We start from the raw sequence: 18,629 nt of genomic DNA on the forward strand, positions 1-18,629 counted from the left end.
GGAAAGCACGGTTAAAAAAAAGGAAATCGGAAAAAATTTCTTCTTTTCTCCTTTGGTCTTTGACCTTGGCTTTTCTGCCCCTCTAGTTCTTATATTATGTGCCTGCGCCAGAGCAAAGCGGTTGTCTACACGACAAAAAAGTTTAACAAACCAACTAAAAATACCAAAGCAATCCAGGCGGCGGAACCAACCCAGAGCAGTTTTTTAGATTCAACCCAATTTTGGGGAGTAGCGTAAGCAACCGGAACGCCTACAACCAGGACAAAGGACAATAGGACTAGACCTATCAAGGCAAATTGGAATATTATGGTCATTTTTGCTTCTCCCAATACAGCGAAATACTAAGGATAGAATATCCTAAAGGGCGACACTGACACTTTCTTATTATTTTTAAGCTAGCAGAAATTGCAACATTTTAGTCATTTGTCCTTTGTCTAAGTACCGATGACTAATGACTCTTAACTATGGATTTAATTCTTTGCCACACAACCGCAGATTTTGATGCACTAGGTGCAGCAGTAGGGTTAACGCGCCTACTACCGGGAAGTAAGATTGTGCTGACTGGCGGTTCTCATCCTCCTGTGCGGGATTTTTTAGCATTGCATCGGGATGAATATCCGCTAATTGAACGCCGTTCGGTGAATCCAGAAAAAATTCGTTCTCTGACTGTGGTGGATACGCAACACCGCGATCGCTTGGGTAAAGCTGCTGAATGGTTAGATTTACCCAATTTAAAAGAGATTATAGTTTATGACCATCACTTAGGACAAGAATCAGATATTCCTGCCACGCGATCGCATCTTTCCTCGGTAGGAGCCGCCACAACTTTAATTGTGGAGCAATTGCAACAACAGGAAATTTCCTTGACTTCTGCTGAAGCCACTGTGATGGCTTTGGGTATCCACGTTGACACCGGCTCCTTGACCTTTGACCAATCCACACCACGGGATGCCTTAGCTTTGGCTTGGTTGATGCAACAAGGTGCAAGTTTATCGGTAATTTCTACCTACCGTGACCCTGGCTTGTCTTTGCAATTGCAACAGTTATTAACTGAATCTCTAGAAAATTTAGAATATCTTTGCCTGCGTGGATATACTGTTGCTTGGGTGATTTTGAAAACAGATGCTTTTGTGCCAGGGCTATCGAGTTTAGCTTCAGAACTCCTAGAAATAACCGAAATTGATGCCCTACTGTTGGCTAATGAGTATACTTTCGGTGAAAATGATTTACGCTTAACTATAATTGGGCGATCGCAAATTCCCAAAACAAATCTTAATCTATTATTCCAACTCTTGGGCGGCGGCGGTCATTCACAAGCCGCATCGCTAAATCTAAGAGGAGTTGATTCACAAGCAATATTAAAACAAATCCTTGACGGAATAAAAGCACAAATTCCCCACCCCCTCACCGCTAGGGATTTGATGTCTTCTCCTGTCCGCACGATTCTACCTGAAACCACAATTGCTGAGGCACAGCGAATTTTGTTGCGCTATGGACACTCTGGTTTATCTGTAGTCGATACTCAAGGGCAACTAGTAGGTATTATTTCGCGTCGGGATCTTGATATCGCCCTGCACCACGGATTTAGTCATTCCCCAGTCAAGGGCTATATGACAAGAAATCTGAAAACAATTACACCAGATACAACACTGCCACAAATTGAAGCGCTGATGGTGACTTATGATATCGGACGCTTGCCAGTATTGGAGAATGAGCAGTTAGTTGGTCTTGTAACTCGTACTGATGTCTTGCGGGAATTACATCAGGAAAGGGATGAAAACGGAGAAGGGGGAGAGGAAGAGAGACAGAAAAGTAATATTAATCTCCCGCAATTACAAAATAAACTTGCTCCTCAGTTATGGCAATTACTCACCATCGCATCGCAAGAAGCCGAAAAACGAGGTTGGCATCTTTATCTTGTCGGGGGTGCGGTGCGAGATTTGCTGTTAGCTGAGACAGCAGGTAGCTTGATGATTAAAGATATTGACTTAGTAGTTGATGGCTTTCACAAATCAGCAGATGTTGGCGCTGGTGTGGAACTAGCAAAAGCACTCCAACTACTTTACCCTGCGGCTCGTTTAGAAATCCACGGGGCTTTTCAAACTGCTGCTTTGTTGTGGCACAAAGACCCAGAATTAGATTCTCTTTGGGTAGATATTGCCACCGCTAGAACAGAGTTTTATCCTTACCCGGCGGCGAATCCAGAAGTTGAGGCGAGTTCGATTCGTCAAGACTTGTATCGTCGAGATTTTACCATTAATGCGATCGCTTTGCGGCTCACCTCTCCCCGCTCTGGTGAATTACTCGATTTCTTTGGCGGTTTACTAGATTTACAAGCTAAACAAATTCGGGTTTTACACCCCAACAGCTTTATCGAAGATCCCACCCGCATTTATCGCGGCGTGCGTTTTGCCGTGCGCTTCGGATTTCAAATTGAACCACAGACTGAAGAGTTTATTCGCTATGCCATCAACAGTGGTGTTTATGATCGCACTTCCCAAGAGAATACCAAAACCCCAGCCCTACAAACTCGACTCAAAACAGAATTAAAGCACATCCTAGAAGCGCCCTACTGGAAATCAGCTTTGCAGTTACTCGATAACTTAGGGGCGTTGCAATGTATCCATCCAACCCTCAATCTAGACGCAGAACTCCTGCGACAACTACGTTTGTTAGAACGCTGCTTGCGGCGATTTGATGCTGAACAAACTCTCATTCATTGGCAAATGCGTCTAGAAGCGTTAATCGCCCATCTAACACCAGAATATCGGGCGAAAGTAGCACAAAATTTGCAATTACAAGACGATAGCACTGTTAGGTTAAAAAACTTAGTCCAAAACTTTAGTCAAGTAATAGAATGTTTACCCACTTTTCAACGCCCCAGTCAAGTAGTACAGTTGTTGCGACAATATGATTTACCAATGCTGATTTTAATCGCTTTGCAAAGTCCGCGAGAGATTAGACATCAGATTTGGGAATATTTAACAGTTTGGGCGAATGTGCAGCCACTGTTGAATGGCAATGATTTAAAGAAACTTGGTTACAAACCAGGACCACAGTATCGGCAAATATTAGATGATATGCTTGCTGCTACTTTGGATAGAGTGATTAAAGATAAGACTGAAGCTGAGGAGTTTTTAGCGCAACACTATCCTAATATAGATCACCAGGGGGAAATATAACATCTTGGCAGATGCCTTTTTGATCATCTAATTCTTGAGCTATGGTCATAGAATGGATACGGCATCAAGTAGTTATGGATTTATTTTAACAGTGTTGTAGTTAGCGATCGCACGTAGCCAATTGCCTATTATTAGGGTACAGGTAAATCGTCCAATTCAGGCTCTATCATCTCAAAACCAATTTCATAAAAAAATCTATCCTGAATATCTTACCTCTGCGTTCTCTGCGCCTCTGCGGTTAAAAATCTTTATTCCCCACTGAGAACGAGCGATTACCTACGGTACGCTACGCGATCGCTAGCGTTCCGAAATTCCTTTATGCTACACTGTAGTCAATATTAAACCTCATCACAACTGCAACGAGATAGCACAAATGAAGTAGTACCAAACACCTGTTGCGCCAAAGCAACAAATGTCAACAAAGAATAAACGCAACTAGTTTGACAGGGTTACTTCACATAGTCATGTACTAAAAATATTGTCATCACTCGTATCTAGATTGAACCGCTTGGCAAGTGTCTGCGGCTAAGTTTTTAGTGTCTAATCTACCCGTAATGCTTGTGAATATACGGGTGGAAGTTTGCGAATTGAGGTTTGAGAATAATGTTGAGAAAATTAATATTATTAGCTGAGAATTTAGCCTACGAACTCAGCTTAGATAGAACTTTGTTTCAAAAAATCCAGGTGAGTATTGAGGCGGGCAATCGCATTGCTTTAGTTGGTTGCAACGGGGTAGGAAAATCAACCCTCTTAAAGATACTTGCAGGACAACTTAACCCTAGTACAGGTTCTGTTTGGCGTAATGGTATTGTCTACTATTTGCCACAAATCAGCACTATCAGACAAGAAATTACAGCAGACACAGTACTTGAATTTTTAATTTCCGTCTCTGATGAATGGTGGAATATTGAGGAAATTTTACAAACACAATTTCACACAATACTTGACTTATCTTTACCAATTACTAACTTGAGTGGTGGAGAACTTACAAAACTATTTTTGGCGATTGGATTATCTCAACAGCCCAATTTGCTGTTGCTAGATGAGCCAACTAACCACATGGATTTGCAAGCCTTAGAAAGCTTAAGACAATTTCTGCAAAATTTCACTGGTGCGTTTGTAATTGTCTCACATAAACCCTTTTTCTTAGACCAAGTTACAGATGTTACTTGGGAACTCACACCTGATGCTTTGAAAGTATATGGAGGAAATTTTTCTCAGTATCGAGAACAGAAAGAAATAGAGTTAGAGGTGGCGTTGCGATCGCACGAAGTCGCCAGAAAGGAACTAAAACGTACCCAAGCCACAGCGATGCAAGAACAGCAACGCGCAGCCCAATCTAAGCATAACGGTCGCGCCAAGTTTCTAAATGGTAGTATTGATAGAATGGCAGCAGGACTAATTAAAACTAAAGCTGAGGTATCTACCGGAACTGCAAAAAAGAAACACGAAGCAGCAGTAGCAAAGGCTAATCAAAAGGTTGCAGAGACGAAAGTCAAAACTACGAAAGTCACAAGTATTCAGCTAGAGGAAAAAAATCAAAAGAGCCGAAATCTCATTAATATCCAGGGTGCAAATCTTAGGGTATCAGAACGTCTCTTGATTCAAAATATTCAATTGCACGTGTCCTCTGGCGATCGCATATCCATTATCGGCGCAAACGGTTCTGGTAAATCGAGTCTGGTAAAAGCTATTTTGGGAATGGAAAACCAAGCAGCAGTTTTAGAATCTGGTGAGGTTTTGGTTGCACCAGCGATGAAAGCTGTATATCTCGATCAAACCTACGAATTGGTTAATCGACAATACACAATTCTGGAAAATATGCAAGCTGTCAATCCTAATCTCAGCTATCAGCTTTTGCGTCAACAGTTGGGACACTTCCTTTTTAAATATGATGACGTTCACAAAAGCGCCTCTGTGCTGAGTGGGGGTGAGTTGGCGAGATTAGCGATCGCTATGATCAGTATCTCAGAAATCGATCTGCTGATTCTCGATGAGCCAACTAATAACCTAGATATTGAAACCGTTGAACAAATGGTAGTAGGTATCAATGACTATCAAGGAGCGATTTGGGTCATTTCCCATGATTTAGATTTTCTCAGTCAGATTAACATTACTCAAAGTTTCAACTTGAGAGAGCAAGGCTTGCAAATTACAGCCTATTTACCCAATACACCAGAGCAATATTATCAAGAGTTGCTGAAATGTCATGATATATGTTATTCCAGACCGGTGTAGCTGTCGCTTGTATGTCTGTAAACTCCGTGAATGATTGAATAGGTATATTGCTAACTCTAAATCTCTAACTCCCCAACAGAAGCCGTAAAGCATACAGGCAAGTTATAATTCTCTTGCGGATCAACGTAACAAAAATTTATGAGTAACCCACTAGTACAAGCCTTTTTCGTAGGCAGAGCAGTAGCCGAAGTAGTTAATGAGCGTTTAGAGGTCGCCTTGACCGATGCTTTGAGCGATCTGGGCAAATTTGATGCAGAAGCTAGAGAGCAGTTGCGCCAGTTTACAGAAGAAGTTCTAGAGCGGGCAAATCGGTCAGCAGAAGCAGCTAATTCTGGTCAAGCTACTACAGGTAGTGGACAAACCAATTCTGATTCAGGTGACTTGCAAGCAGATATTGATGAATTACGAGCAGAAATTGCCCTATTACGCACAGAATTGCAACATTATCGCAGAACTTCTGCGTAAATTTTAGTCATTGGTCATTGGTCATTGGTCGAAAATTACTCACAAATGACAAATGACAAATGACACTTAAGAAAAACAGTTTAGGAATCAGAGTGTCTTCTTTTTCAAGTGATTCGGTTGCAAACCAACGGTACACAAAAGGATATGGAACAAGGTTATTCAGATAAGGCATACCGTTGGAATCGGGAAAAATACTCTAGCAGACGGCGTTTTGTGGACATTTGGTCTTTTGTCTTGACCTTATTGTTCAAACTTTGGCTATACAACAAATCTTGGAGTTATCCGGGTGGCGTGAGTGATGTAAAGCAAGCTGCAAGACGCAAAACCCAAGCGGTCTGGATTCGCAATACCTTGCTGGATTTAGGCCCAACCTTCATCAAAGTTGGGCAACTGTTTTCTACCCGTGCTGATATATTCCCTGTGGAATATGTAGAAGAACTAGCCAAATTACAAGACAAAGTACCGGCATTTAGCTATGAGCAAGTAGAAGCGACCATTGAGAAAGAATTAGGCAAAAAAATTCCTGAACTCTTCGATAATTTTGAACCAATTCCCTTAGCTGCTGCTAGCTTGGGACAAGTACATAAAGCTGTGCTGCATAGTGGAGAATCGGTTGTTGTTAAGGTACAACGTCCTGGATTAAAGAAGTTATTTGAAATAGATTTACAAATTCTCAAGGGAATTACTCGCTACTTTCAAAACCATCCCAAATGGGGACGTGGAAGAGATTGGTTAGGTATTTATGAAGAATGTTGTCGCATTCTTTGGGAAGAAATTGATTATCTTAACGAAGGTCGTAACGCCGATACTTTTCGCCGGAATTTTCGCGGCTACGATTGGGTGAATGTCCCAAGAGTATATTGGCGTTATGCCAGTTCCAGAGTGCTGACTTTAGAATATCTCCCTGGAATTAAAATTAGCCAATACGAAGCTTTAGAAGCAGCCGGTTTGGATCGAAAGTTGATCGCTCGTCAAGGCGCTCAAGCTTACTTACTACAGCTACTCAATAGTGGTTTTTTCCACGCCGATCCTCACCCAGGCAATATTGCTATTAGTGCAAGTGGGGCTTTAATATTCTACGATTTCGGCATGATGGGGCGGATTAAATCCAACGTGCGCGAAGGACTGATGCAAACACTGTTTGGTATTGCCCAAAAAGATGGCGATCGCGTTGTGCAGTCTCTGATCGATTTAGGCGCGATCGCCCCAACAGATGATATGGGCCCAGTGCGGCGTTCCGTCCAGTACATGCTGGATCATTTCATGGATAAGCCCTTTGAAAATCAGTCTGTGGCGGCAATCAGTGACGACCTTTATGAAATAGCTTATAATCAGCCATTTAGATTTCCAGCAACCTTCACTTTTGTGATGCGAGCCTTTTCTACCCTAGAAGGAGTAGGTAAAGGTTTAGATCCAGACTTTAACTTTATGGAAGTTGCCAAACCTTATGCAATGCAGCTTATGACCGATATGAATGGTTCTGAGGGGAATACCTTTATTAATGAATTAAGTCGTCAAGCAGCTCAGGTAAGTAGTACTGCTTTTGGTCTACCACGTAGATTAGAAGATACGCTAGAAAAGCTAGAACGCGGAGATATGCGCCTCCGCGTTCGGTCTATAGAAACTGAACGGCTATTGCGGCGGCAGAGCAGTATTCAGCTCTCAATGAGCTATGCTCTGTTAATCAGTGGTTTCACACTTTCAGCTACGATCTTAGTGGTTAGCAATCATGTCTGGTGGGCATTGCTGCCTGGCTTAATTGCACTAGGGATTTCAGTGATCCTGATCAGACTACTTTTGCGCCTTGACCGTTACGATCGTATGTATTAATTGTTGCAAAAAAAATTATGAAACTTAATTTCACGGGTTTTAGCGATCCGGGACTTATTCGTTCTAATAATCAGGATGCTTACTATGTCGACCCAGAAGGGCGGTTTTTCGTTGTTGCCGATGGAATGGGTGGTCATGCTGGAGGTGAAGAAGCAAGTCGTATAGCCACGGCAGAAATTCAGGCGTATTTGCTGGCAAATTGGGAATCTTCTAAATCTTCTCAAGAATTGCTAGAGCAAGCTTTGTGGGGTGCCAATGAAGCGATTTTGCAAGATCAGCAAAATCATCCCGAACGTGCCGATATGGGCACAACAGTTGTAGCAGTAATTTTTCGCGCCCCAGAATCGCCCTGGTGCGCTCATGTTGGCGATTCGCGGCTGTATCGCTTCCGAGAATCGCACTTAGAGCAGGTAACAGAAGACCACACTTGGGTTGCACGAGCAATCAAAATCGGTGACATAACCTTAGATGAAGCGCGATCGCATCCTTTCCGTCATGTATTATCGCGCTGTTTGGGACGTGAAGACTTGCATCAGATTGATGTGCAACCACTAGATGTCAAAGCTGGCGATCGCTTGCTTTTATGTAGTGATGGTCTTACAGAAGAACTCGTCGAACAGAAGATTGCTAGCTGCCTCTTAGATGCTCCTTGGCTTGATAAGGCCGCCATCTCTCTAATTGAAGCTGCTAAGGAGCATGGAGGGCACGATAACATCACAGTTGTCATCGTCTCACTAGAATAAATAGTCATTGGTCGATGCTTAGTAACCTTAAATAAAGGACAGCTGACAAATGACAAATGACAATTCTGGTAGATATACTCAGCAATTTGTTCAGTGTGAGCATTTTTAGTTTTTACAATTTGATACAAATATTTTTAGCCTCCAAAGTCATCTAATGAGGCTGAATTTGCATCAAATTGATAAATTGACATCTTGCACATAATAAGGTAGAGCGACTATAATTCACGCTTATTACCATTCATTTCCCAACCTCCTGAAAGTCCTAGCTTCCGAAGCTTCCTCCATATTTATTTGTGGAGACAGAGTGTCTTATGTTTTTCTTAAACAGGAAAACGTATAGGACTCAGGACAAAATCTGCTTATCTCCTCAAAAGAGATTCAGTGCAAAGCAGAAATGGTTGAGAGGTAGTTATATCTACACTTCGTTCAAACAGAGCTTATTTTCCGGAATACGGCTCGGGTGACTTGGGTAGTATATCAGCAGGATTAGGTGCAAGATATCATATCAAAAAAAATCCACACTTAGGATGTGGGCAAGGTGTCAAACAATTGTTATCTTTCTTAATACGGAGGAACAAATGTTGGGCACATACAAGTCCAATTATTATCGCATTTGGACTTCTGCAAGCGATATCACCTTTACGCGTTTTTTTTCGGAGTTAATTATGAACCAACCAATGAAACTATCCTTGGAACAGCAATTTAGCATCTGCTCATTTGCCACTCAAGTACAGAATATGAGCCACGATCAAGCTAAAGACTTTTTAGTAAAGCTCTATGAGCAAATGGTAGTGCGCGAGGCAACCTATCAGGAGCTTCTTAAGCACCAGTGGGGCTTAGATTCCGGTTCCACTATGGCATAGAGTCGTTCTACTGTCGCAGTGGACGACCTCCTTCTCTTGCTTGGTTCCAAGGAGGAAAAGAGCTGGGGATGTCGGGGCGTCAACTTCGATAAACAATTCCAAAAGAGCGGCGGAAGAATTCAATTCAATAAATTAACTAACTAACAACTAGTAAAACTTTCGACTGCACATCTGCTGGAGTCTAGACATAACTTTAGCTTTGCAGGCTAAACTTACCGTTCATTTAAGCATAACTTTTTTACTGTCTCTTTTGTCTAGTCAGAGAATTACACCTGCGTAATATTTACAACTCTCTGAAATATGTACACAAGAATATTCAGAGATAATTTAGACATCCCTGATTTTGCAGCTTGCTTTTTCACTCTTTATACATATAACTAGAACTTACATCTTTATATATATTTTGTTTATAAAAGTTTACATTCTTTGAGTTATGGCTCTTATCTACATATATTACATGTAGTATTAAGAAATTATTTCTAGCTGGAAAGATCGTATGGAGAATCTGTATCAATGCTTTCCAGTTTTGCCAGAATTTGAGGCTTAATTTTTTCGTACTCGCTTTTGAGCAAGCTTTTACTCATTTGTGGGTCGGCAGAAGACATCAATGTGTTGCTCATTGCGACCCACTCTTGCAGTCGTTGACGCTGGGCAGAAGCGACACTGGAAGGTAAGATGTGTGTACACCGATTTGGTGTTTCTCGTGCAAAGAACAACAGTCGGTAGTAACCTGTGTGCTGTAATAACCGGGTAATTTCTTGACCAAGACTGGTTTTAAGATCAAGGTAGTAAGGCAACCATTTGGCACTATGCTTGCGGTTATAGATGACAGTAATCCATAGCAACATGGGATGGGGAATAGAGATAAAAAGAAATTGGTTATAGCGGGTACAGAGTAACCGCTTCTGAATTTCTTCTTGCGGTAGCATCACCCATAGTGCTGGTAAAACCTCCCCATTGCTTTGAATGGACTGAGGAAACACAATATCGGCAATTGGTTTATTTTGGGGCCAGGAAATAGCACGAGCGATTTCATCGTTAGACAAAGATGCCCGCAAATCGGCTTTAGTCTTCTGTTCAAGCTCAGGACTAGGCGTAGTAGTAGGAATTAGGGCATAGCTATCTTGCTTAACTTTGCGTGTATGCTCAGGTTTTTCTAGAGATGCTAGAACTCTCAGGATTTCGGCGATATTCTGGGGGCGATCGCGTGCTACCTTAGCTAGACAACTCATCACCAAATTTTCGATTTCTTTTGGTAGTTCTAACCCAGGTGCAACCTCAGCAAAAGAACGTGGTTTTTGATAGTGATGTGTTTTATACCATGCTCCAAAAGAATGAGTTTGTGCCACTAGTGGCATTTTGCCTGTGAGCATCTCAAACATCATTACACCCAAACTATAAATATCAGCACGGTTGTCTAATTCCTTACCCTCCATCTGTTCGGGAGAAGAATAAGCCAATGTCCCCAAATAGAATTTTGTATGGTCGCCATCCGACTGTAATAACTTAGCAATACCAAAATCTAGAACTTTGACCAATTCCCCAAAACTAGGATCTTGAATCACTAGCATATTGCTTGGCTTGACATCCCGATGGATAATTGGACAAATTGTGCCCTCAACTGGGATGCCATCATGAGCGCACTGTAACCCCAGACTGAGTTGACGCGCCATACTCAAAAATCTTGGCAAAGGCAGTCGTTGCTTACGAATAATATTGTTTAGGCTTTGTCCTTGTAGATATTCCATAACGTAGAACGGGGTGTTATTCTCATCTACGCCATAGTCCATAACTCGGACAATATGGATACTTTTTTGCCCTAGTAAAGCACAGGTTTTTGCTTCTCGCTCAAAGCGGTCTTGCAATCGCATTTTTTCATTTTGAATTGATAGAGCGAGAAACTTAACCGCGACAGGTACACCTCCCAACAAAGTATCTTTAGCACGATAAACTCGACCCATTGCTCCAGTACCGATTAACTCCTGGAGTTGGTAGCGTTTGCTGAGTAAGCGACCAATATTGGGGTCTGACATAGAGAATTTGAATCCAAAAGCAGGTTATAAGTGTTTAGGAGAAAAAGTGCATTCAAACTATATCTGAATTATTGCGCCCAGAAATGACTTTCTAGATTCGTGCCATAAGGCAGAAATAGAAGTCAAAAAGCAAAAAGCTTATAGGATAAACTATCGGATGATTTCCAATCGTTGCTCTATCTACACAGTTCTGTGCTATTACACTGGCGTGGAAATTTGCCTACCTTTAAGAAGAGGGTTTTGCCCCAAGTCTTGTTTAATTAAGATAGCAAGTACATTTACGCAGTGCTATACTAGCTTTTTCTAGCCCTCTTTTAGAAGATTGCAGTCATCCTGTGGTAGTCTGCAACAGAGATGGTAATTACAACTGGTGCAATATGCCAGAGCAAACAAGCAGAAAGAGTAGATAATGACGCTTAATATCATTTTGCACTTTAATTGTGTTGTAATTTTATTTTGCCCAATTTTGAGTCAATAGATAACTCTAGCATCTGCCAAAAACCTTAATTGGGAACTACCACACTCAACTACAGAGTTATGATAACTGAGTCATGAGTCAGGGTTTACAATATCAATAAAGCATCATCAAAAGAGATAAGGGCTTCCTGTCTAGCTTTTATCAGCTCCAAGCCCTTGTGTCTCATAAAAAATTCTCTAGTTTGCTAGGATTTGTAAAAGTGATTTTAGTGGTCAATGACTCACAAGTAAAGTTTTACTTGATTAACACTTTCATTCTACTTCCAGCAAAAATGTCTTCTACTTTTGTTTTGTTCACTAGGGATAACAACAGATACTTAATTGCTTGACCAGATTTTTAACCTTTCAAACTTAATTATAACTAGGTGAAATGTATTATCTCTACATTAAATTGTGATAATATCAATTAGCTATTTTTCGTTTTTTCTGTAGGTTATAGGACATATCAAAAACTGATTTATTACCCATTACATAGTATTGTATTCGACGTTTAATAATATTGTTCAACCGGGAAATAAAAACATTAAAAAAGCGCGGATTTTTTATGATTTCTCTTAATGCTGTTAACCATTTTCTTTGCTTTATAGGCACTACAACTTGAAAGTAAGCTAGATGTTTTTTATAGGATGCAAGATTATCAGATAGAGCAAGCATTAAAGCTGGATTGTTTTTAACCCTTTCTTGTTGCATGAAAGAATTAGTAGCTATGCAGTATTGATTTAGACGTGATAATATACTTTGACGTACAAGAGAAATAGGGCGTGAGCGGTAGAAATAATAGGGTTCTGGCACAATAAAAAAGCGGGCACCATTGATTAGGCATTCCACATCAAGCCAAAAATCTTCAGCCATGCTCACACTTTCATCGTACAGAATGCCGTGCTTAACCAAAAATTCTCGTTTGAATATAGGCTTGCTTAAACCCAAAGCCAACGCTGGTTTTCCATAGACAGCACTTTTTACAAAAGAAATGAGATCAATTTGGAGAGCTTCATCTATATATTCTCCATTTTCTTGAATAAATGTACTCCAAGGAGATGTTGCGCCATCGTGGATTAAATACAGATCGTCAGCAATTATGTCTGCATTTGTTTTCTTTGCCAGCAACAGAAGTTTTTCTAATCTTTCAGGAGCATACCAGTCATCTGAATCAAGAACAGCAACCCATTCTCCTTGGGCCGCTCTGAGGGCACGATTACGCGCAGCTGAAACTCCAAGGTTTTGTTGATTAACTATTACTTTGAGGCGTTGGTCAGTAAAACTTTTAGCGACTTCTACAGTTTTATCACTTGAACCATCATCGACTATAATGACTTCAATATCACTGAGCGTTTGCTCTAAGGCTGACTGTATTGCCTTCGCAATATAAGCTTCAGTGTTATAAGCAGGAATAATGACGGATACTTTAGGATTCATAAAACTGAACTCCTGATTACACAGTTAGTTAAAAATCTTAAGATTATGAATATAAGTTTAATAACTTCTTTTTTACTATACAACTAAGTAGTCGGCAGGGCAAACGCATCTAAAATTACTTTTGATCGCAACCAAGATTAAGAACCATTAGTTTGCAAGAATCAAAGTGATGTCTACGACGGGCTATGACACTCTCTACGAGACGCTGTGCGTGGCTTGTTTGCTTTGGAGTAGAGCGAATACTCACTATCGCTGTCGCTTAATTTTTATCAATAAACAAGTCTTAATGAAATTTTTTTATTTTTATTGATAATAAATTAGTTTTGTTGATATTATATGTTGCCTTGAGTAAGTTGGTGAAAATAAACTTGAATATTGCCAAACCATTACGTTGTTAGAGTTATTTAAACAATATGGCTTCAGTTTACAGGTTAGACTCAGAGCAGCGAGGTCATTGCTCTTAGGTTGATTGACGCTCTAGGCTAACTTCCATTGTGTTAGTTAAAAAATGACCAGCCAAGATACCACTACTTAGATAATATCTATCTTCGGAAATCCGATGTAGGGTTTCAAAGCCACTACGACGCTGACGATCGCCTAGTACCCAGTAACGCTGCACAATAGTATCTAGACCAATCCAGCCTTCACCTTCAACTTGCCCCAAAATATTATGTTGTAGTAAAAAAGTATATTGACGCTCTCCCTCATGCAGTCGTCCTTTGTATTGTAGAGAGATTTCTGAGCGATCGCTACCAGGAAATATCAGCTTTGTAGCCATAGTGAACCAGTTATCTCGATTCCAAGCTACCAAGGTCATACCCTTGACGCTGATTGGCATACCATTTCGTTCCAGCCAATTTCCTTGCATTGCCCAGCGTCCTGGTTCCAATAAAAAAGTATGAGCCACCTTATATATTCCCTGTCTTGATCGAGTATCGCCAAGATTACAGTTATAGCAGTGCCGTTAGCGATAGCGGGGCGTTTAGTCAGTCCTGAGTGAATAATGAAGAAATTTTTTATTGTTCCTGTTTCAGAACTCAGGACTGACTTTGGTGAATTTCTCCCAAAAGCACTTCTTGAGGTGCCCCAGTAGCAGTAGGTAGATTGCCAGGAATGCCCAAATGCCGCCAGTAGGCTAAAACTGCAAAAGCGATCGCTTCTTTAAAATCTGCATTTAACCCAACTTCATCTGTAGCTAATACTGGGATTGATGCCAACAATAACTCTAATCGACGTTTCAAATAGAGATTGCGGCTACCACCACCACATAATAGTACTCGTTGTGGCATTTCTGGCAAAAAAGTGCGGTAACTATGAACAATCGAAGCAGCTGTCAGTTCCGTCAGAGTTGCCAGTATATCAGCAGGATTGAGTTGGTATTCTTGGGCATCTTTTAAACACTGATGTAGATAAGTCACACCAAATAACTCTCGACCAGTAGATTTCGGCGGTGGTAAATGAAAGTAATCTTGGTTGAGCCACTGTTCTACCAAAGGATGGCAAGGAGTACCACTTGCTGCCCAATTGCCATTTTCATCGTAAGTTTTAGCACCAGCGCTTAAATGCTCTACCGCCAGATCCAACAGACTATTTCCTGGTCCAGTATCCCAAGCGCGAATTTTTGAGAGCCAATCGCCATGCCGAGGCGGAATATAAGCTACATTACCAATGCCACCAATGTTTTGAATACAACGCCCTTCTTCAGGATGACTGAGCAAATAGGCATCTACTCTGGGCACAAGAGGCGCACCATGACCACCAATAGCGATATCAGCAACGCGGAAGTTGCTCACAGTTGTAATGCCCGTAAGATAGGCAATTAATTCACCCCGTCCTAGTTGGAGACTATAACCTAAAGGAGTGCTAAGTGCTGAATGAGGAGTGAGCATTTCTCTCCCCCTCTTCCTCTGGTTCCCTGCTCCTTCTTTGGGTGGTCGATGATAAACCGTCTGACCGTGAGAGCCAATGAGAGTAGCTAGCTGATGACCAATTTGAATATTTTGGGCGGCTTCGGCAAAGACTTGGGCGATCGCATCATCTATTTCTGCCAATTCTGCCATTGAGATGGCAACGCCTGCACCAACCGCTAGTATTTTTTCTCTGAGTTCAGATGGATAAGGATATGTTTTACCGGCTAGTAAATAAACTTTAAGATCCAATTCTGTACCGGAAATCTCAACTAACACAGCATCTATGCCATCTACGGATGTGCCACTAATTAAACCGATAACGCGAGTAGGAACAGCAACTTTTTCGGTTGGATGCATTGTTCAAGATTCTTTTGTTGATTGCAAGAGGTAGTTTAATTCATGCTACTACCTATGTCAAAAAACTCAGGTGACAAGCTGACTGGAGGAAATTTACAATTTTTTTATCTTTCAGATAAGAAACAGATACTCTATCTGGACTTTTTTATAAATAGCCAAGGTATAAGCACAAGTTTTCCATGAATTGCTATAGGACAATGCCTCATGCCTTCTTGACCTAGAACCCTAAAAATATAAACTACCTGCGAATTAAAAAATGGCACTTTTGATAAATAAAGCTTGTTTACAATTGAGCACTGATAACTTTGCAATTTCTACATAAAGCTATAGATATCAAGCACATAATATCAGTAATTATCCTTTGAATAAAGTCTAATAACCTGCATTTTCCTCTGGATAGAGTCACATTAAAAAAGTAGTAATCACTCTGATGTTGAAATCTAGAACTAAATCGCACAATGAGGCTATGAACACGAAAGATTAAAAAACTAAAAAGGATTGTAAAATGAAAAATCTTTTAATGAAGTCTGCGATCGCTTCTAGTGTCGTTTTGTCTTTAGCTACTATTACCCGTCCTGCAACGGCTGCGTCTTTTTCCATATCAATAGAAAACGCAGGCGTACAAAATGCACAATTATCAAATCTTGTTAATGCTAATGTGCAAAATTTTGATGCACTAACGACAGGTTACAATGCAACAGGCTTTCAATGGAATGGTGTTGGTAATTATACGACTACTCTGATCCTAGATAAAGACCAATATGGTGGTGCTGGTGGAACAGGCAAATATTTTGATGTAGATACGAACAGATCGGGTAATGGTCAAACGGTTTCCACCTTAAATTTGACAACCGCACAAAGTTACTTTGGACTTTGGTGGTCTGCGGGAGATGCTAGTAACGTACTTGAATTTTATTCAAAAGGTAATCTTGTAGAAAGAATTACTACTGCTGATGTGGTTAGTTATATCGCAAAGCTACCAAATAACACCAGCACCAGCTACTACGGTAATCCTAATTCGGCATATCAAAATCAAAATAAGAATGAACCCTATGCGTTCATCAACTTCTACGATGTTGCCGGAACTTTTGATCAGGTTAAATTCACCAATATTGGTGGAACTGGTTTTGAATCAGATAATCACACAGTCGCCACTGGCTACAAGAGTATCACAGGTAATGTCATTAGAGCAGTTCCTGAGTCTTCTTCTGTATTAGGAGTTTTTGTGATTGGTTTTGTGGGGGCTACTTCAGTTCTGACTGGTCGAGTCAAGAAAAAGTCAGCTTTGCAATTGTCATAAGTAGATGCCTAAGCCAGGAAGTCTCCCTTCTGACTCGGTTACAAAACCAGGCTTCACCTTCGCGTAGCGCTGTAGACAGGATTTCAAAACTTCCGATAACAATTCAGTTAAATACAGTTAGGGCGAGCTTACTTACGGTAGGTTCGCCCTAATCCTTTGTTTAAGTCCCGTTATACAAATACGTTGGTAGGGGTACGATGCTTATCGGTATCAACTTGAGCAATAACAAATGGAATTTGCGGACTTTACGGGCACATAAACAAAGCCCGCTTTTTAAGAATCGGTATGATAGAAAAGTAGATAAAACTTAAAAAATATTTATCGAATGGTGCTTCAATCATCTGGCTTGTCCAAGGTCAAAGACTCATTCACACAAAAAATCTTCTTGGGTAATGAACCCAATGCGGAGTTAATTGCAATTCTCACCGTTTACTTTGTCCAAGGAATTTTAGGGCTATCGCGTTTAGCCGTGAGCTTTTTCCTCAAAGATGAACTGTTGCTGAGTCCAGTCCAGGTGTCGGCGCTATTGGGAATTGTCTTCCTACCTTGGATGATCAAGCCGGTGTTTGGTTTTATCTCTGATGGCTTACCTATATTTGGTTATCGTCGTCGTCCTTACTTGATTTTATCCGGGATACTGGGAACTGCTTCCTGGATGAGTCTGGCCACAATCGTTCATACTAGCTGGGCGGCTACGTTAGCGATCGCTCTTGGTTCTCTTAGTGTCGCCATGAGTGACGTGATAGTTGACTCGCTAGTTGTGGAACGTGCCAGAGGTGAATCCCAAGCAAAAGCCGGTTCACTACAATCTGTATGCTGGGGTGCTTCTGCGATCGGAGGTTTAATAACAGCATACTTTAGCGGTCTGCTGCTTCAATACTTTACTACCCGTACTGTCTTTGGAATTACCGCCTTATTCCCTCTCATTGTCTCAGGGGTAGCTTGGTTAATTGCTGAGTCCCCCGTTAGTAAAGATACTAATGAGAGTAATCAAACTAACCCTTTACCAATCAAACATCAACTGAAGCAGCTACGCCAAGCTATTACCCAAAAAACAATTTGGCTACCAACGGCTTTTGTCTTCATCTGGCAAGCTACCCCAAATGCTGAATCAGCCTTTTTCTACTTCTCCACCAACGAATTACACTTTGAACCAGAATTTTTGGGGCGGGTAAACTTGGTGACAAGTTTCGCTTCTTTAGCAGGTGTTTGGATTTTTCAACGTTTCCTCAAAAGCATTCCTTTTCGCGTGATTTTTGCTTGGAGTACCGTCCTTTCTTCAATGTTAGGGATGACGATGCTGTTGTTAGTAACTCACACAAACCGGCTGTTGGGTATAGATGACCACTGGTTTAGTTTGGGCGATAGTCTTATTCTCACTGTGATGGGGAAAATTGCCTTTATGCAAGTCATGGTTCTAGCAGCAAGGCTTTGTCCCTCTGGAGTGGAAGCAACTTTATTTGCCTTGTTAATGTCGGTATTTAATTCAGCAGGAACGGTTTCCCAAGCATTGGGGGCATTAATCACCTATTGGTTAGGGATCACTGCAACTAACTTTGAGTCACTTTGGCTATTGGTGATAATTACTAACCTTAGTACGCTGTTACCTCTACCATTTATCAACTGGCTACCTGCTGCTGAAGAACAAGCTGAGACATCCAAAGATGGGGAACAAGCATTTTTACCTGATTTGATGTCTGAGTTGGTAGTGAGAGAACCAGAGTCGAAAATAGTGGAATAGTGCAATAAATTTCACGTCACTTAGAGGCAGTGTGCTGCCTTACCGTTGTAGTAACTAGCGTAGTAAATCTACAA

General features: G+C 41.1%; 13 protein-coding genes and 1 pseudogene. 8 read left to right on the top strand and 6 right to left on the bottom strand.

What is annotated here, in order from left to right:
• Nucleotides 1-125 precede the first annotated feature (125 nt).
• A complete protein-coding gene (psbZ, locus tag GNF10_RS04600; RefSeq protein WP_185585168.1) occupies nt 126-314 on the bottom strand; it encodes a photosystem II reaction center protein PsbZ in 189 nt (62 codons plus the stop codon).
• A 150-nt stretch (nt 315-464) separates the two neighbouring features.
• Here psbZ and GNF10_RS04605 point away from each other — a divergent pair, with 150 nt between their 5' ends.
• Nucleotides 465-3,182 carry a CBS domain-containing protein gene (locus GNF10_RS04605; protein WP_185585169.1) on the top strand — a complete coding sequence of 906 codons (2,718 nt, stop codon included), beginning with the start codon at nt 465-467 and terminating at the stop codon, nt 3,180-3,182.
• On the opposite strand, the pseudogene GNF10_RS38340 reads toward GNF10_RS04605, so the two are convergent.
• Nucleotides 3,157-3,231: pseudogene (locus GNF10_RS38340) on the bottom strand (Uma2 family endonuclease); the annotation flags it as partial. The gene GNF10_RS04605 and the pseudogene GNF10_RS38340 sit on opposite strands and share 26 nt — an antisense overlap.
• 554 nt (nt 3,232-3,785) lie before the next feature.
• Here GNF10_RS38340 and abc-f point away from each other — a divergent pair.
• The 5 genes from abc-f (at nt 3,786) to GNF10_RS04630 (ending at nt 9,321) form a co-directional block, all read left to right on the top strand.
• Entirely contained in the window at nt 3,786-5,420 is a 1,635-nt protein-coding gene (abc-f, locus tag GNF10_RS04610) for a ribosomal protection-like ABC-F family protein (protein WP_185585170.1), read from the top strand.
• A gap of 138 nt (nt 5,421-5,558) precedes the next feature.
• Nucleotides 5,559-5,885, top strand: a complete 327-nt coding sequence (locus GNF10_RS04615) for a DUF6825 family protein (RefSeq protein WP_012407099.1) — start codon at nt 5,559-5,561, stop codon at nt 5,883-5,885.
• Between the two features lie 144 nt (nt 5,886-6,029).
• Entirely contained in the window at nt 6,030-7,715 is a 1,686-nt protein-coding gene (locus tag GNF10_RS04620) for an AarF/ABC1/UbiB kinase family protein (RefSeq protein ID WP_185585172.1), read from the top strand.
• A 17-nt stretch (nt 7,716-7,732) separates the two neighbouring features.
• On the top strand, nt 7,733-8,458 hold the full coding sequence (locus GNF10_RS04625) for a Stp1/IreP family PP2C-type Ser/Thr phosphatase (protein WP_114083576.1): 726 nt from the start codon (nt 7,733-7,735) through the stop codon (nt 8,456-8,458).
• 665 nt (nt 8,459-9,123) lie between these two features.
• Entirely contained in the window at nt 9,124-9,321 is a 198-nt protein-coding gene (locus GNF10_RS04630; protein ID WP_041565841.1) for an NblA/ycf18 family protein, read from the top strand.
• Nucleotides 9,322-9,800: 479 nt separating this feature from the next.
• Here GNF10_RS04630 and GNF10_RS04635 read toward each other — a convergent pair whose 3' ends face one another.
• The 4 genes from GNF10_RS04635 to GNF10_RS04650 form a co-directional block, all read right to left on the bottom strand.
• The gene (locus GNF10_RS04635; RefSeq protein ID WP_185581687.1) at nt 9,801-11,354 is read right to left on the bottom strand and encodes a serine/threonine-protein kinase; all 1,554 of its coding nucleotides are present in this window, start codon (nt 11,352-11,354) and stop codon (nt 9,801-9,803) included.
• An 879-nt stretch (nt 11,355-12,233) separates the two neighbouring features.
• Complete coding sequence (locus GNF10_RS04640) at nt 12,234-13,247, bottom strand: glycosyltransferase family 2 protein (protein WP_185593071.1); 1,014 nt, start codon at nt 13,245-13,247, stop codon at nt 12,234-12,236.
• 460 nt (nt 13,248-13,707) lie between these two features.
• Complete coding sequence (locus GNF10_RS04645) at nt 13,708-14,154, bottom strand: hypothetical protein (RefSeq protein WP_114083579.1); 447 nt, start codon at nt 14,152-14,154, stop codon at nt 13,708-13,710.
• Nucleotides 14,155-14,284: 130 nt separating this feature from the next.
• The gene (locus GNF10_RS04650) at nt 14,285-15,514 is read right to left on the bottom strand and encodes an anhydro-N-acetylmuramic acid kinase (RefSeq protein WP_185580404.1); all 1,230 of its coding nucleotides are present in this window, start codon (nt 15,512-15,514) and stop codon (nt 14,285-14,287) included.
• A gap of 505 nt (nt 15,515-16,019) precedes the next feature.
• Here GNF10_RS04650 and GNF10_RS04655 point away from each other — a divergent pair.
• Together GNF10_RS04655 and GNF10_RS04660 are read left to right on the top strand one after the other, a co-directional pair.
• Nucleotides 16,020-16,814, top strand: coding sequence for a hypothetical protein (locus GNF10_RS04655; protein ID WP_185580405.1), 795 nt, complete (start codon nt 16,020-16,022; stop codon nt 16,812-16,814).
• 325 nt (nt 16,815-17,139) lie between these two features.
• Complete coding sequence (locus GNF10_RS04660) at nt 17,140-18,555, top strand: folate/biopterin family MFS transporter (RefSeq protein ID WP_185580406.1); 1,416 nt, start codon at nt 17,140-17,142, stop codon at nt 18,553-18,555.
• Nucleotides 18,556-18,629: the final 74 nt, after the last annotated feature.

It is taken from the genome of Nostoc sp. UCD121 (genome assembly GCF_014222285.1).
GTDB lineage: Bacteria > Cyanobacteriota > Cyanobacteriia > Cyanobacteriales > Nostocaceae > Nostoc.

Coding starts and splice junctions, on each gene's coding strand:
- GNF10_RS04650 (WP_185580404.1), bottom strand. CDS start 15,514: ATGCATCCAACCGAAAAAGTTGCTGTTCCTACTCGCGTTATCGGTTTA.
- GNF10_RS04660 (WP_185580406.1), top strand. CDS start 17,140: ATGGTGCTTCAATCATCTGGCTTGTCCAAGGTCAAAGACTCATTCACA.
- psbZ (WP_185585168.1), bottom strand. CDS start 314: ATGACCATAATATTCCAATTTGCCTTGATAGGTCTAGTCCTATTGTCC.
- GNF10_RS04615 (WP_012407099.1), top strand. CDS start 5,559: ATGAGTAACCCACTAGTACAAGCCTTTTTCGTAGGCAGAGCAGTAGCC.
- abc-f (WP_185585170.1), top strand. CDS start 3,786: ATGTTGAGAAAATTAATATTATTAGCTGAGAATTTAGCCTACGAACTC.
- GNF10_RS04655 (WP_185580405.1), top strand. CDS start 16,020: ATGAAAAATCTTTTAATGAAGTCTGCGATCGCTTCTAGTGTCGTTTTG.
- GNF10_RS04625 (WP_114083576.1), top strand. CDS start 7,733: ATGAAACTTAATTTCACGGGTTTTAGCGATCCGGGACTTATTCGTTCT.
- GNF10_RS04635 (WP_185581687.1), bottom strand. CDS start 11,354: ATGTCAGACCCCAATATTGGTCGCTTACTCAGCAAACGCTACCAACTC.
- GNF10_RS04640 (WP_185593071.1), bottom strand. CDS start 13,247: ATGAATCCTAAAGTATCCGTCATTATTCCTGCTTATAACACTGAAGCT.
- GNF10_RS04605 (WP_185585169.1), top strand. CDS start 465: ATGGATTTAATTCTTTGCCACACAACCGCAGATTTTGATGCACTAGGT.
- GNF10_RS04620 (WP_185585172.1), top strand. CDS start 6,030: ATGGAACAAGGTTATTCAGATAAGGCATACCGTTGGAATCGGGAAAAA.
- GNF10_RS04630 (WP_041565841.1), top strand. CDS start 9,124: ATGAACCAACCAATGAAACTATCCTTGGAACAGCAATTTAGCATCTGC.